The sequence below is a fragment of the [Bacillus] enclensis genome (genome assembly GCF_001456935.1).
Classification (GTDB): Bacteria; Bacillota; Bacilli; order Bacillales; family Bacillaceae_B; genus Rossellomorea; species Rossellomorea enclensis.
Genome location: NZ_KQ758482.1, coordinates 1,258,287 through 1,273,633, shown reverse-complemented (window position 1 = coordinate 1,273,633; position 15,347 = coordinate 1,258,287). Strand labels below are relative to the sequence as shown.

The 15,347-nt window shown below is 47.2% G+C and carries 16 protein-coding genes; all 16 read left to right on the top strand.

Features of this window, described 5'->3' with window-relative positions; translation table 11 throughout:
• Positions 1-139: 139 nt before the first annotated feature.
• The 16 genes from AS034_RS06430 (at position 140) to mreD (ending at position 15,291) form a co-directional block, all read left to right on the top strand.
• A complete protein-coding gene (locus AS034_RS06430; RefSeq protein WP_058297899.1) occupies positions 140-742 on the top strand; it encodes a hypothetical protein in 603 nt (200 codons plus the stop codon).
• 19 nt (positions 743-761) lie between these two features.
• Positions 762-1,874 carry a VanW family protein gene (locus tag AS034_RS06425; protein WP_058297898.1) on the top strand — a complete coding sequence of 371 codons (1,113 nt, stop codon included), beginning with the start codon at positions 762-764 and terminating at the stop codon, positions 1,872-1,874.
• Between the two features lie 27 nt (positions 1,875-1,901).
• Complete coding sequence (locus AS034_RS06420) at positions 1,902-3,560, top strand: GspE/PulE family protein (RefSeq protein ID WP_032087477.1); 1,659 nt, start codon at positions 1,902-1,904, stop codon at positions 3,558-3,560.
• Between the two features lie 14 nt (positions 3,561-3,574).
• Complete coding sequence (locus AS034_RS06415) at positions 3,575-4,618, top strand: type IV pilus twitching motility protein PilT (protein ID WP_058297897.1); 1,044 nt, start codon at positions 3,575-3,577, stop codon at positions 4,616-4,618.
• Positions 4,615-5,826 carry a type II secretion system F family protein gene (locus AS034_RS06410; protein WP_058297896.1) on the top strand — a complete coding sequence of 404 codons (1,212 nt, stop codon included), beginning with the start codon at positions 4,615-4,617 and terminating at the stop codon, positions 5,824-5,826. The genes AS034_RS06415 and AS034_RS06410 overlap by 4 nt, the downstream gene beginning before the upstream one ends.
• 117 nt (positions 5,827-5,943) lie before the next feature.
• Positions 5,944-6,402: a type II secretion system protein gene (locus AS034_RS06405; RefSeq protein ID WP_058297895.1), complete on the top strand. Its 459-nt coding sequence runs from the start codon at positions 5,944-5,946 to the stop codon at positions 6,400-6,402.
• Between the two features lie 2 nt (positions 6,403-6,404).
• A complete protein-coding gene (locus AS034_RS06400; RefSeq protein WP_141687668.1) occupies positions 6,405-7,148 on the top strand; it encodes a prepilin peptidase in 744 nt (247 codons plus the stop codon).
• Positions 7,149-7,173: 25 nt separating this feature from the next.
• A complete protein-coding gene (gene pilM / locus AS034_RS06395; protein WP_064564401.1) occupies positions 7,174-8,145 on the top strand; it encodes a type IV pilus biogenesis protein PilM in 972 nt (323 codons plus the stop codon).
• The gene (locus tag AS034_RS06390) at positions 8,132-8,725 is read left to right on the top strand and encodes a PilN domain-containing protein (protein ID WP_058297892.1); all 594 of its coding nucleotides are present in this window, start codon (positions 8,132-8,134) and stop codon (positions 8,723-8,725) included. Before pilM ends, AS034_RS06390 begins: the two co-directional genes overlap by 14 nt.
• Entirely contained in the window at positions 8,722-9,441 is a 720-nt protein-coding gene (locus tag AS034_RS06385) for a hypothetical protein (protein ID WP_058297891.1), read from the top strand. Before AS034_RS06390 ends, AS034_RS06385 begins: the two co-directional genes overlap by 4 nt.
• Positions 9,442-9,736: 295 nt before the next feature.
• A complete protein-coding gene (locus AS034_RS06380; protein ID WP_058297890.1) occupies positions 9,737-10,720 on the top strand; it encodes a hypothetical protein in 984 nt (327 codons plus the stop codon).
• Positions 10,721-10,866: 146 nt separating this feature from the next.
• Positions 10,867-11,433, top strand: a complete 567-nt coding sequence (locus AS034_RS06375; RefSeq protein WP_032087485.1) for a Maf family protein — start codon at positions 10,867-10,869, stop codon at positions 11,431-11,433.
• Positions 11,434-11,465: 32 nt separating this feature from the next.
• Positions 11,466-12,170 carry a RadC family protein gene (gene radC, locus AS034_RS06370; RefSeq protein ID WP_032087486.1) on the top strand — a complete coding sequence of 235 codons (705 nt, stop codon included), beginning with the start codon at positions 11,466-11,468 and terminating at the stop codon, positions 12,168-12,170.
• Positions 12,171-12,400: 230 nt separating this feature from the next.
• Positions 12,401-13,408 carry a rod shape-determining protein gene (locus AS034_RS06365; protein WP_032087487.1) on the top strand — a complete coding sequence of 336 codons (1,008 nt, stop codon included), beginning with the start codon at positions 12,401-12,403 and terminating at the stop codon, positions 13,406-13,408.
• A 480-nt stretch (positions 13,409-13,888) separates the two neighbouring features.
• Positions 13,889-14,773 carry a rod shape-determining protein MreC gene (gene mreC / locus AS034_RS06360; RefSeq protein ID WP_058297889.1) on the top strand — a complete coding sequence of 295 codons (885 nt, stop codon included), beginning with the start codon at positions 13,889-13,891 and terminating at the stop codon, positions 14,771-14,773.
• On the top strand, positions 14,770-15,291 hold the full coding sequence (gene mreD / locus AS034_RS06355; protein WP_058297888.1) for a rod shape-determining protein MreD: 522 nt from the start codon (positions 14,770-14,772) through the stop codon (positions 15,289-15,291). Before mreC ends, mreD begins: the two co-directional genes overlap by 4 nt.
• Positions 15,292-15,347 lie beyond the last annotated feature (56 nt).

The following is a 15,347-nucleotide window of genomic DNA, read 5'->3' as shown; positions in this document are numbered from 1 at the left end:
ACTTTGGTATTTATTGTTAGTGGATGACACTTTTCCCTGTTCGTATGCAATCAAATTGTTTCAATTTTAAAGTTTGTGTAATAAAATAGTAATAGTCGAAAAATGTAGGATTCCCACGAAAGACTAAAGGAGGATCGTGATGAAAACATTGCTGTTTGCTGCAGGAGCATTTGCCCTGCTGCTACCTTTCCTAAGATTCATTCCTGTGAAGCTGACACTCAAGCAAAAGGTGATGCTCTCATCACTCTCCTTTTGTATAACCGTCCTGGCCCTTATCGGAAAAGAATTTCTGCCTTTTATAAGTGTAGTAGCAATATTGATTTTACTTACAGGCCTTTCAGCCTATATAGCACAGACGAGAATTCACAGCGAAAGCACTGCACATCATCCTGAACTTCACCCAGAGCCTCCTTTCCCCGCCGCCATTCATCATGAACCTGAAAACTATGAAACTGTCAATAATGCCTATGGATCTCGCAATGAAACAGTTTCAGAATCCAACTTACAAGAAGGATCTTCTGACGATTTCATTGAAGAAGATCACCAGGACTACATAAAAGAACTGAAATGGGAAGAGACGGAAGGTAAGCGCTTTGAACCAGAAGCGGAAGATGCACCCGTTTATGAGGAAGAGCTTCCGTTTATTGATGATAGATTGCCCGAGGCTGTTGAAGCTCCTTTAGTAGTGGATGAAGAGGAAGAGGAATATAATCGGTTATTTTCAGGAACAAAACGCAGATAATCAGGGAGGAGGTACCTCATTGAAAAAAACAACGTATGCCGCATCTTTTTTCTTAGTGTTGTGCACAGTCTATCTTTTTGGAACGGCACATTTAGGTTCATTCTTGTATGACCTTGCTGCCGATTCTAAAAACGTGACAGCCAGCACACCGGAAATTGCCGGAAAGTCTGTGTCAGGTGAACGTGAGGGTACCGGTGATTCCGAAGACGCTGCAATGTCCGGGAAAGAAACTTACCCAAGGGTGGTCCTTGCGGAAAGTACGATAGAGAACATCAAAGTGACCCCGGGGCTGGAAGAATTCCTTTCATCTTTTTCAGAAATTGAGATTGAACCAGTCTCATCTTTCTCTCTTCTGAAGTTTGGGGAAGACGAGCATCTGGACAGTATGACGGATGAAGAAATGAGTGTGGTTTCAACAGGGTTGTACGAAGTCCTGCTGTATTCCGGCCTTGAAATCGTCCAGCGCCATCAGGGGCTTTCACTTCCTGACTATGCAGAGCTCGGATTTGAAGCCAGAGTAGACAAAGAACTTCATCAGGATTTTAAGTTTGCGAATTCTGACTCCTCTTCATACATAATCAGTTTTAAAATGGAAGGGAATTCGCTCCGTTTCGTCTTAGAAGGACCGCAGCTTCCAAACGAGGTGGAAATCACTCTGCAGGACAAACAAACCGTCGAACCGCGGGTGATCAGGCAATACACTCCCTATGTGAAGCGGGGACAGACTAAAGTGAAAGTGGAAGGTGAAAAAGGAATCAAGGTTGATGTGTGGAAGACTACACTGGATTCAAAGGGATTCGTATTGAAGGAAGAATTGATTTCAAGTGATTATTATCCGCCTGTACACCGTGAAGAGCTTGTCAGCCTTGAAGAATATATGGACAGCAGGGTGGCTGACGGCACTCAGGAAGGAAGCGCAGTCAGTCCTTCTGTCAGTGACGGAAATGAAACACAGGATACCAGCCTGGAGACGGATACCGGTACTGAAGCTCCTGATGCAAGTCAACAGGACAGATCACAATCTGACGGAGCCGAAGAGTCGCAAGGTGCTCAAACAGATACAGGGGAACGTGACAGTGTCGAAAGCAGGCCTTCGCGCGCGGAGGACATACCGGATTCCAATATGAAGTAACAGCGGTATAAGAGAAGGTGGTTGAAAATGGCTCAGGAACGGAAACGATTAGGTGATTTATTAGTCGAAGCAGGTCTGCTGACAGAAGATAAGCTTCAGCAGGCACTGAAAGAAAAAAGCAAAGATCAAAAACTCGGTGATGCCATTCTCCAAAGAGGATATATCACAGAGCAGCAGCTGATCGAGGTGCTTGAATTTCAATTGGGCATCCCTCACGTCAGCCTGTTCCGGTATCCGTTTGATCAGAACCTTTTTCACTTGATACCGAAGGACACGGCAAAGAGGAACTTGATCATCCCGTTGAAAAAAGAAGGGGACAAGCTGTTTGTAGCGATGGCGGACCCGATGGATTTTTATGTCATCGAAGACCTCCGGCTGTCCACCGGATTTTTCATAGAAACGGCAATTGCGACCAAAGATGATATCCTGAGGTCGATCAATAAATTTTATGACATGGATGAAAGTTTCGAAGAGTTGAAAGGGTTGGGCAATGATCACGAGGACGGACAGGATGAAACCATCATGGATCAGGATTCCCCGATTGCCAGGCTGGTGAATCAGATCCTTTCGAACGCGATGACTCAAAAAGCGAGCGATATCCATATCGATCCGCAGGAGACGAGGGTGTTGATCAGATACCGGGTGGACGGCATCCTCCGGACAGAGCGGGCGATCCCGAAACATATGCAGAGCATGCTATCGGCAAGGATCAAGATCATGGCCCAGCTTGATATAACGGAGCACAGAGTACCGCAGGATGGACGCATCAAGACGAACATCGATTTCCGTCCGATCGATCTCCGTGTCTCGACTCTTCCAACGATTTACGGGGAAAAGATGGTATTGCGTATCCTTGATTTGAGCTCCTCGCTGAACGACCTGACGCAGCTCGGCTTCAATTCGCTTAATATGAAACGGTTCCAGTCCCTGATCGACCGGCCGACGGGCATCGTACTCATTACAGGGCCGACGGGGTCGGGGAAGTCGTCCACACTGTATGCGGCTCTGAACAAGCTGAACAGTGAAGAAGTGAACATCATCACCGTTGAAGACCCCGTTGAGTATCAGCTTGAAGGGATCAATCAAATCCAGGTGAATTCAAATGTAGGGTTGACGTTCGCAACGGGACTGCGGTCGATTCTCCGCCAGGATCCGAATATCATCATGGTCGGTGAAATCCGGGATAAAGAAACCGTGGAAGTCGCCATCCGTGCATCCCTTACAGGTCATCTAGTATTGAGCACGATCCATACGAACGACTCTCTGACAACGGTGACCCGTCTCATTGACATGGGCGTCGAACCGTTCCTGGTGGCGACCTCCCTCAGTGGAATCGTGGCCCAGCGCCTCGTCCGGAAGGTATGCCGCGACTGTGCGGTCGAAGAGATCCCGACGAGAAGGGAATATGATATTTTCAAGCGCAGGGGGCTCACCGTAGAGAAAATCAACCGCGGAAAAGGATGTGCAGCCTGTAATATGACCGGATACAAAGGCAGGCTTGCCATCCACGAAGTCCTTGTCATCAATGAGGAAATGAAGAAAATCATTATGAACAACGAACCGCTGTCCACTCTGAGGGAAGCTGCACACAGGTCCAAGACGATTTTCCTTTTGGACGATGGTTTGTTGAAAGTGAAGCAGGGGATCACCACGACTGAGGAAATCCTGCGGGTAGCAATCGAATAAAGAAGGTGGTCATTATGAAAGAACGCATAGATCAATTATTAAGGGCAGCATTCGAATTAAAGGCTTCCGACATCCATCTCACCGTAGGATCTTCATCCGTATTCCGCATTCACGGAGACTTGAAACGGTACGGACAGGAAATCCTGAAGCCTCATGATACGGAACAAATGGCGAAAGCGGTCATACCTGAAGAGCTGTGGGATGAATTCAAGGAAAATGGTGAGCTTGATTTTTCATATGCGATACCCGGCGTGTCGCGATTCAGAGTGAACGCCTATCACCAGCGTTCATGCATCAGTATCGCACTGCGTGTCGTACCAACGAAAATACCGACGCTTGATGAATTGAACCTGCCCGACGTACTGAAGAGGATCGCTGAAAAGCCCCAGGGTCTGGTGCTCGTGACCGGACCGACGGGAAGCGGAAAATCGACTACCCTCGCATCGATGATCCACTATATGAATCAAACGATGAGGAAGCACATCATCACCCTCGAAGATCCGATCGAGTATTTACATAAGCACGGGTCTTCTATCATCGATCAGCGTGAAGTCGGCTTCGATACGAAAACATTTGCCTATGGACTCCGGAGCGCACTGAGGCAGGATCCGGATGTCATCCTGGTGGGTGAGATGCGTGACCTGGAGACGATCCATACAGCGATAACGGCCGCCGAAACCGGACATCTTGTGCTGGGAACCCTGCACACATCCAGTGCCGTATCGACCATTGAACGGATCATCGATGTCTTTCCTTCGGTCCAGCAAGCCCAGGTAAGAGTTCAGCTTGCCTCGGTCCTTCAGGGGATCATCGCCCAGCGCCTCCTGCCGACGACCGACCGCCAGGGAAGGGTGGCTGCCATAGAAGTGCTGCTCAATAATTCTGCGGTGGCGAACCTGATACGCTCCGAAAAAATCCATCAGATCCCGAGTGTCATGCAGACCTCAAGGGCGATGGGGATGGAGCTCCTTCATTCATCGGTCAAGCGATACGTGGAAACGGGGCTTGTATCACGTGAAGCCGCCCAGCCTTATATGCAGGAGCCTGTCACTGTATGACGCGGTTCAAATATGAGGGAAGGGACAGGAGCGGCCGGAAGCGGGGCGTGATTTCCGCACCTTCGAAAAAAGAAGCGATGATGAGACTGAAGAATCAGGGAATCCGCGTCATCTCCGCGGAAGAAGTACCCGAAACGCTGCTTACAAAGGAAATCACTCTCGGGAACCCTGTAAAGCTCCAGCAGATGGTCGTATTCCTGAGGCAGTTTTCTACGCTGCTGAAAGCCGGGGTTACCGTCGTCGATGCCACCCGCATCCTTTCTGCCCAAACGAGCAGCAAGGCGTTGTCGAAGGTACTATCAGAAGTGGAAATGGAATTGAAAGAAGGAATCCCCCTTTCGGAGGCGTTCGCCAAGCACCGGAAAATCTTTGAGCCGCTTTTCATCAATATGCTGAAAGCGGGGGAAGCGACCGGGAGCCTGGATGAAACACTCGAGCGGCTGGGCGATCATTATGAAAAGCAGCATACGACCCGGCAGAAAGTCATTGCAGCCCTTTCCTATCCGGCGGTTGTCGGCATCATCGCGATCGGCGTCGTCATTTTCCTCCTGCTTGCAGTCGTCCCGACCTTCGTCGATATGTTTGCTGATATGGGAAGTGAACTTCCGCTGATCACAAGGATAGTGCTCGGAGCGAGTGAGATCGTTCAAAAATATTGGTATGTACTCGTATTGCTTGTCATCCTTGGCGCTGCTGGTATCACCCTGATCAGGCGTAAGAAGGAGACGAAGTATTATCTGGATTATTTTATCCTGAGGATCCCGGTCTTCGGTAGCCTGATCCAAAAAGCAGCGCTTGCAAGGATGACCAGGACGTTCAGTTCCTTATTTTCGAGCTCCGTGCCCATCCTCCAGTCGATGGTGATCCTGGAAAGGGTCGTTGAAAATGAAGTGATCGCACGGGTGATCAAGGAATCAAGGGATTCCCTTGAAAGCGGGGGATCGCTGACCGAACCGATGAAAGACCACTGGGCAATCCCGCCTCTCGTTTCGCATATGATCTCGATCGGGGAAGAAACGGGTTCTCTCGACGCTATGCTTTCGAAGATCGCCGACTTCTATGAAAAAGAAGTCGAGCACACCACCGACCAGCTTAAATCACTGATTGAACCGCTGATGATCGTGGTTCTTGCAGGTCTTGTCGGGACCATCGTCACGGCCATCATGGTGCCGATGTTTGAAATGTTTAACAATGTTCAAAATTTCTAGCATTTCTGATAATATTTTACACATTCTTACTATTTTTTTGCGAAACGTATTGTATAATGATAGTAGATTTATAGAGTACTAAAGTACTACATACTAACCAAAACAGGAGGAAAAAAGATGTTGAGAAAGATTTTGAAAAATGATAAGGGTCTGACCCTTGTCGAGCTGCTTGCTGTTATTGTCATTTTGGGGATTATTGCGGCGATTGCGGTGCCGAGTATTGGGAATATTATTGAGAAGTCGCGGGCAGATGCTGTGAAAGCTGAAGGGATTCAAGTTTTGAATGCTGCAAAACTGTATGTTGCCTCAGAGGGACCAATTGATAATAGTACTACTTTAAATTCAACACAATTAGCAGAATACATGACTGACAATGGAGGGGTTGAATGGACGGACAATAAAGAATATTCGGTTACTTCTTCAGATGGAAAGACGTTAAATTTAAATGGTGAAGCTACTAAGGGAAATGTTACTATAACTTTTAGTTCTGCAACAGTACAAGACATAAATGCAGCAGATTCAGCATCAGGTACTATTCCTGCACCACCTAGTGGCGGTGGAGGAGAAGGTCAATAATAATGACCCTAATCATCACCCTCTACGCACTCCTCCTAGGCTCCTTCTATAACGTAGTAGGCCTGAGGGTGCCGCTTAAGAAATCAATCGTAAAACCAAGGTCGAGCTGTCCATACTGCCGTCATCAACTGGCGGCGTTTGAGCTCATCCCGGTTTTTTCATATCTCATCCAAAAGGGGAAATGCCGCCGCTGTAAAGGGCGCATTTCTCCTTTATATCCATTTATGGAGGCATTGAACGCTGGGCTTTTTGTACTGGCTTACCTGCAAATCGGTATGCAGATGGAACTATTGGCTGCATGGACCCTTATCTCCATGCTGATCATCATCACGGTCTCTGACCTTAAATACTTGGTCATCCCCGATAAAGTCCTATTGTTCTTCCTTCCTCTGATCATCATCGAACGCATCTTCATCCCCCTTTCACCATGGTGGGACAGCCTTGCGGGAGGGGCACTCGGTTTCGGACTACTTCTCTTGATCGCGATCATCAGCAGGGGAGGAATGGGCGGCGGGGATATCAAGCTCTACGGCGTCATCGGTCTTGCAGTCGGAGTTAAGATCACGCTACTTTCGTTCATGATTGCGACATTCCTTGGGGCGGTCATTGGACTCACGGCCCTGGCATTCAAGCTGATTGAAAAAGGAAAGCCGATCCCATTCGGCCCCTTCATCGCTGCAGGGACAATATTGGCATATTTATATGGTGACAACATCATCTCTGGTTATGTGTCGCTATTCTATTAATTAGTGCAAAGAAAGGATCCGGTTCATGGATTTTCTATCGTTTCTCTCTAGTTCTCAAAAAACAGCAAATATAGTATTCACCGATCATTGCATCCGATATCTCGAGTTGAAACAGACTTCCCCGCTGCTGGTGTCTTCAATGGCTGAACGCAGGCTTCCCGATGGTGTAATCAAAGGGGGAAGGATCGTCGATGAGGAAACACTCCTATTCATTCTGGAAGAATGCATCGATGAATGGAAAATCAAACGGAAACCGGTCCGATATGTGGTGCCGGATCCTTTTGTCATCCTTAGAAAAGTATCAATCCCTTCAGATATCAGGGAAGACGAAGTGGAAGGCTATCTTTTCCTTGAAATAGGATCAAGCATCCACCTGCCGTTTGAAGATCCGGTATTTGATTATTCCCTGCTGGAATCCGACCATGAAAAACAAGAAGTTCTACTCGTAGCATCTCAGGAAGAAATCGTCGACGGTTATAAGCGTCTGCTTGAGGAAGTGAAGCTTAAACCGGTTGCAGCAGATATTGCACCCCTGGCTTTGTACCGTGCGGTGCTTCATGAAAAAGAGGCATCACCGAATGAACATACCATGCTGCTTCATATGGATGAACAGCTGCTGACGATTTCCATTTTCCATAAACATGAACCCATTTTCACAAGACCGATTCCATTGGAAGGCCCCGAGAAAGATGATGAAGTGGTGGAATCCCTTCCTGTCGACTTATTAGGAGATACCTTGAATGAAATCGAGAAAGTGATGAATTTCTACCGTTACTCTCTGAATAAAGGCGAACAATCCGTAAGTAAAACGATAGTCAGCGGTGACCATCCCCGGCTGATCGAACTCCGTCAGCAATTGCAGGAACGGATATCAATCCCTGTCGAATTGCTTTCCTTGAGGAATGTCACGACATTCAATGATGAAAAGATCCAGGCGGGATATGCCATCGCGTTCGGTCTTGCTTTAAAAGAGGTGCAGCTCAGTGAAACTTATTGATATCAACTTATTGCCTCAAAAGGAAAAGAAACAGAAAGCTTTTACATACAGTGTCGCCGGTACGGCAGGGCTTGTCGTGCTCATTGCATTATTTATGCTGCTGACTTGGAAAAGTACACTCACTGAAACGAAAAGGACGGAAGCGGAGATCGATACAACCAAAAAGATCATCGAGGTTCAGCAGACGAAAGTCCTCGGTGCGGAATCATCGGGCAGCGTCAATCAGCTTAACAAAGCGGTACAGGAAATGATCGACTATCCTGTGAAGACCGTACCTCTTTTGAACGAACTGATCTCACTTCTGCCCGACAGAGGATTTTTCAGTGAATTCGAGTACGCAGACAGAACGGTCTTCAACACAATCGTACAGTTTGATTCCTCAAGGGAAGCGGCCTTCTATCTTTCCCGCCTGAAGACCGTTGAATGGATCGAGGAAGCGGACATTATCGAAATCACAACGGTGGAAGCCGGAGAGTCAGAAGACGAAAACATCCTCCCGAGATATCTGGCTGCATATGAAATTCATATTGACCAGGGCAAGCTGGAAGAACTTCTTTCCCAAGGGGAGGAAGAAGAATGAATATAAATCTTACAAAAAAGCAGTGGTCGATTTTGATAAGTGCGGCAGTCATCGGAATGCTCATTCTAGCCGGAGTGAACTATTTTGTCCTGCAGCCTGCAGAGAAAAGACTGCAATACAAAAAAGAAGAGCTAGGGATCCAAGTGAAACTGCAGCAAGCGGTAGAGGCGAAAGTGGACAGCATCGAGGATAACGAAACACTGGATTCCTCCTCACTTCAGCAGAAAATCCCTGTCGAACCATCAACGGAAGGAATCATCTTGGATCTGGAAAAAGCAGAAATGATTTCGGGAAGCACCATCCAGTCCATCAACTTTGAAAAAACGGACGGGGCCCTTGCCACAGCAGAAGGCGAAGAATCAGCTGCTGCACCCGAGACCGGAGATCAACTGCCTTCTCTATTAAAAAGGGTGCAGATGACCATGACGATAGAATCACCGGGTTACTTCGAGATGGAAGCGTTCCTCGAAGAAATCGAAAATCTAGAACGGATCGTCGAAATCAATGGAATCTACTTCCAGGGCGGGCAGGAGCTAAAAGAAAACATGGAAGGCTACAGTGAAGAGACTCTCTCCTTCGAACTAACAGCATCAGCCTTCTACATCCCAGGACTAGAAGACCTAAAAGACGGGCTCCCGAAAATCCAAAGCCCTCCACCATCGCTAAAAAAGAACCCTTTTCCTCAATTTCCAGAGGAGGAAGAGGACGAGGAGTAGTTTTATAGTGGTATAGGTATTCGCGGATTCTAGTCGGTTCCAGCTTTTGATTGGAGTGCAAGACGTAGACTCCTGCGGGAGAAGTGGCTAACGTGAGACCCCGGAGGCGAAGCCGAGGAGGCTCACGGGACACCCGCGGAAAGCGTAGTCTTGCACGGAAATCAAAAGCGGCGATGAAAATACCAAACTATTAAAAAATTTGACGAAAACCTCTTAGGGCAAGACGACAAAAGTCTTGTTCTTTTTTTTATGCGATGTGATAGCATGGAAAAAAATAGATAAGGGGAGGGTGGCGATGGTGGACAAACCTGACGGCAAGAAAAAAATCTCCATCAAAATAAATGGCGAAAAAACGGAGTATGAAGAGGACATCCGCGTCCACGACTGGAAGCTGGGGAATGCCGAAGCGGCGGCAGGCGAAGAAAAACTTGAGGATACGGGCTTTGACTGGAACCTGGCGGATGAAACTCCTCAACCGCCAAAGGAATACAAAAAAATCAATTATGTGAGCGGCAAGAAAAAAAAGAATAAGAAATCATTCAAAAATCCATTCCAAGATTCTATCAATCTGATCATGTCCATTATCGGTGCGGTTGTTGTCGGTGCCGTACTGGGATTCGGTACGTTGAAGGTCATCACGAATACTGACGGGGAAGCGGCTCCCGCTGCCACCTTGCAGGACGAAACCTCGGCAGGTATGACGGAAGGAAACGAATCGGCCGGTTCCGTTAAGCTGAAGGAACTGTCTACGGCTATCCTGCAGGGAGGGGTCTTTTCGACGAAAGAATCACTCGCTGCGATGCAGGACACCTTGACATCCAAAGGGATTTCCAGTGCGTCCGTTGAAAAAGACGGACAGTGGTTCCTCCTTTTGGGCGTTTCCGCCGATGTCGAGACAGCGAAGCTTCTAGGCGAAGACCTGAAAGGTGACGGAGTAGACGTATACGCCAAGGACTTTCAGCTTGGTGCAAAGGAAATCAAGGCAAGCAATAACGAAAAAGCATTTCTGGAGAAAGCGAACGGCCTCTATGCCATCCTTGCTGAAGAAAGCAGTAATGGAGTAGTGAGCGGGAAGGGGAATGAGTCGGCGGCAGGATCCATTGAGCCCGTGCTGAAAGAGATAGAAGCAATCGAAGTAACACAGGAGCCGATTGTCAAAATGAAAGAATCAATTCAAAATGCTGCCAAACAGACCGTCACCATGAAAACGAAAGAGGATGCCGAAAAGGTCCAGGGAGACCTGCTGGGCTACCTTGAATCTTACAGCAGTTTACAATAACTTCTGTATTACGACTATTTTCCGGGAAATAACCACTGAGGCGACAAGCTTACCGATGCTTGTCGCCTTCTGCTTGTTTAAGGAGGCAGAATTTGGTACTATTACTTTGTATCTCTCATTCTATACGCCGAAAGGACTGACAGGAAATGTCCAACCTCATACTTGCTTCACAATCTCCCCGCCGAAAAGATCTTCTTCAGCAGCTTCAACTTTCCTTCACCACCATCAGCAGCGACGTTGATGAAACCGTTGAACCACATTTGAAACCCCATGAAGTAGTCACGGAACTCGCACTTAGAAAGGCAAAGGTCATAGCAATGAAACACAGTGATTCCTACGTTTTGGGATCGGACACAGTAGTTGCATTGGGTGATGCCATCCTTGGCAAACCACAAACGGACGAAGAAGCCAGAAGCATGCTGAACATGCTGTCCGGCAAAATACACTCGGTCTATACGGGTGTAGCAATCTTGAAAGGTGAAGAACAATCTCTATTTTATGAAAAAACAGATGTTGCGTTTTGGGAGCTTACACCTGCAGAGATCGAAGAATATATCGCATCCGAAGAACCATTTGACAAAGCGGGAGCCTACGGAATCCAAGGTCTTGGTGCAAAGCTCGTCAAAGAAATAAAAGGGGACTATTACGCGGTGGTCGGCCTGCCGATTTCCAAAGTCTACAGAGCTCTCCGCGAAATGGGATATCTTCAATAAGAAAGGCTCCTCTGACCGGCAAAGGAGGACCTATGGAAAAAACATTGGAAAAACCGAACAATTTGATGATCCGCGATTTCCCCCAGGATGAACGGCCGAGGGAACGCCTTATCCAAAGCGGGGCAGCCAGCCTGTCAAATCAGGAATTACTTGCGATCCTTCTCCGTACGGGTACGAAATCAGAATCTGTCCTGCAGCTTTCAAACAGGCTGCTGACAAGCTTCGACGGTTTGAATCTATTAAAAGATGCGTCCCTTGAAGAAATAACCAAAACGAAAGGCATCGGACTTGCCAAAGCGGTTCAGATCATGGCGGCAGTCGAGCTCGGGAGAAGGATCGGCAACCTTGCTTTCGATGACCGGTACAGCATACGGTCCCCGGAAGATGGAGCCAACTATGTAATGAATGATATGCGGTTCTTAGCCCAGGAACACTTCGTTTGCCTTTACCTCAACACTAAAAATCAAGTTCTCCACAAACAGACCATATTCATCGGCAGCCTGAATGCTTCGATCGTCCACCCGCGGGAGGTGTTCAAGGAAGCGTTCCGCCGCTCGGCTGCGTCGATCATCTGTGTGCATAATCATCCATCAGGCGACCCCACCCCGAGCAGGGAAGATATCGAGGTGACGAAGAGATTGGTAGAATGCGGGCGCATCATCGGAATCGACATACTCGATCACCTGATCATCGGCGAGAAAAAATTTATCAGTTTAAAAGAAAAAGGGTATTTATGACACTAGGATTTTTTTAATGGTTACGATATAATTATCTTTATGATTTTTACTGACAATATGCTGATTCCAAGCGTAGCTCATTAAAAAAGAGTCGTCCCCTAAAGGACGAGTCTTTTCGTTATGTCATGAAGTATCAACTATTGTAAAAAATTCGGGGAAGAAGAGTTTGGACAACTCTCCTTAGTTAAATAGAGACCAGTCAATTTGTATCAGAAAGGGAGATACCAGTAATGTTTGGAACGAAAGATTTAGGAATCGATTTAGGTACTGCCAATACTCTAGTGTACGTAAAAGGAAAAGGAATCGTCGTACGCGAGCCTTCCGTTGTTGCACTCCAAACGGATAATAAACAGATCGTCGCGGTCGGGAACGACGCTAAAAATATGATCGGAAGGACACCGGGGAATGTCGTGGCGCTGCGCCCGATGAAAGACGGGGTCATTGCTGATTACGAAACGACTGCCACCATGATGAAATATTACATAAAGCAGGCGACAATGAGTAAAAGCGTTTTTTCCAGAAAGCCTTATGTAATGGTATGTGTCCCTTCAGGAATCACAAGTGTGGAAGAGCGTGCCGTCATGGATGCGACCAGACAGGCCGGTGCAAGGGATGCCTATACCATCGAAGAGCCGTTTGCCGCTGCCATTGGAGCCAATCTTCCAGTCTGGGAACCTACTGGGAGCATGGTCGTCGATATCGGGGGCGGAACGACGGAGGTGGCGATCATCTCGCTCGGCGGGATCGTGACAAGCCAGTCCATCCGTGTGGCCGGTGATGAAATGGATGACAGCATCATCAACTATATCCGTAAAACGTATAACTTGATGATTGGTGACCGCACGGCGGAAACGATCAAGATGGAAGTAGGTTCAGCCGGGGATTCCGAGGGCATTGAATCAATGGAAATCCGCGGACGCGACCTTTTGACAGGGCTTCCGAAAACGATTGAAGTGACAGCTGCTGAAATTGCATCTGCACTTCACGATACAGTTTATGCGATTGTCGATGCCGTCAAGACCACCCTGGAGAAGACACCTCCTGAACTGGCAGCCGATATCATGGACCGCGGAATCGTCCTTACCGGGGGAGGGGCGCTGCTCCGCAATATGGACAAGGTCATCAGTGAGGAAACAAAGATGCCAGTCCTTATCGCCGAAGAACCGCTCGACTGTGTGGCCATCGGTACCGGAAAAGCACTCGATCACATTCACTTATTCAAAAACCGCGGTAAATAATTTATGTTAATGAAGTGGGGACTGTTCCTTAAAGTACATTAGGGCGTCCCCATCTTTTTTCGCTTCCTGAATGTCGAAATAGTAAATAATTTGGAATGATATCAATATCGAAAAGATTTTGATATAGTATTTAATAGAATTAGGCTATGTTAAAGCATACAGTTTTTAAACTGTATCTAGCTGTTGATTGGAGTGCAAGGCGCAGACTCCTGCGGGAAAAGCGAGACAGGTGAGACTTGTCCAGCTGCGGGGCTTAGAGGCACACGGCATAAGGTAAACCGACCAAGAAGGCAGAAAGCGCCTTCGTGGCCGATTTACCTTATGCCACAAGCCTCTGAACAAAGCCCCTCCGCTTTTCTAACCCGCAGGAGCTTTAGCGACGAGGAGGCTCACCGGCCGCCCGCGGAAAGCGGAGTCTTGCACGGAAATCAACAGCGGTTTTTAACAGGCCAAGAATGAATAAAGGTTGAGGTGTACAGCATGCCACAATTCTTCCTGAATAAACGATTGATCATTCTGCTCGTCAGTATTATCGTTCTCGTAGCCTTGATCGGATTTTCACTGCGGGAAAGAGACAGCATCAGCTGGCCGGAGCAGTTTGTGAAAGATATGGTAGGATTCGGACAATCAATAGTTTCAAAGCCAGTAAATTACACAGGCGATATCATTGATAACGTGAAAGATCTCCAAAATACATACACGGAAAATGAAAAACTGAAATCCCGCCTTGATGAACTTGTGAAGCTCGAAACGCAGGTAAGGGACCTTAAACAGGATAATGAAGAACTGAGAGATGTCCTTAAGAAAAAAGAAGACCTTCGAAGTTATGACACGATCCAGGCCACGGTCATTGCGAGAAACCCTGACCATTGGCAGGAATTGATCACGATCGACAAGGGTGAAGTCAATGGGATCAAATCCGATATGGCTGTCATTTCTGCAGCTGGCTTGATCGGTAAAGTCAAAAGCGTGAATGAATTTTCTTCGACCGTGGAGCTCATCTCCACGAACAATACGAAGAACCGCATTTCGACCGTCATTCAGGGTAAACAGGATATCAACGGCTGGATTGAAGGCTACGACAGCGATAAAAAAGAGATATTGGTCAAGAGAATACCGAACGACCTGAAAGTGGAGAAAGGTTCGAAAGTCATCACCTCAGGGCTCGGAGGAGTATTTCCAAAAGGTCTGGTTGTAGGTGAAGTAAAAGAGGTCAAGCCGGATCAATACGGCCTGACTCAGACTGCTTATGTCAAACCGGCAGCCGACTTTTACCACTTGGAACACGTGATGGTGATCGACCGCGAGATGAAGGGCGTTTCTGATTCACAGGCTGAAGAGGAAACCGGGGAGGAAGAGCAATGATCAACCGGCTCATCCTTCCTTTGGTGACTCTGCTGATTTTCTACAGTGAGAGTCTGTTTGTCCTCCTTTTTCCAAGCGCGGAATTATTCGATCAGCGTATCCTGGTCCCTCATTTCCTGATCATCTTCATTCTTTTTATATGCGGTTTCTTTCAATATAAAACGGCCCTCTTATACGGATTCATCTTTGGGTTCCTGTTTGATATCTTCTATACTGAAATCAATGGGATTTACCTTGTGTTCTTTCCATTTGTTGTTTTCCTGACGCATGCGATGATGAAGGTGCTGCACAATAATCTGTTTGTATTCGCGGTGATTGTGCTGGTGAACCTTTCTGTCCTTGAGTTTTTGGTCTATCAGATCAATGTCATCATCAAGCACACGGATATGACGCTCATTCAATTTGCCGACTTGCGCCTGTGGCCTACATTGGCACTGAATGCCGTCTTTTATATCATCTTTGCCTATCCACTCAAAGTGTTCATGCAGCGGAAGCAGAAGCAGCTGCTTGAAGATTGATGATGGAAAGTAATGTTATATTTTCGTATAAAAATCGCGAAAATTGTCCTATGAAA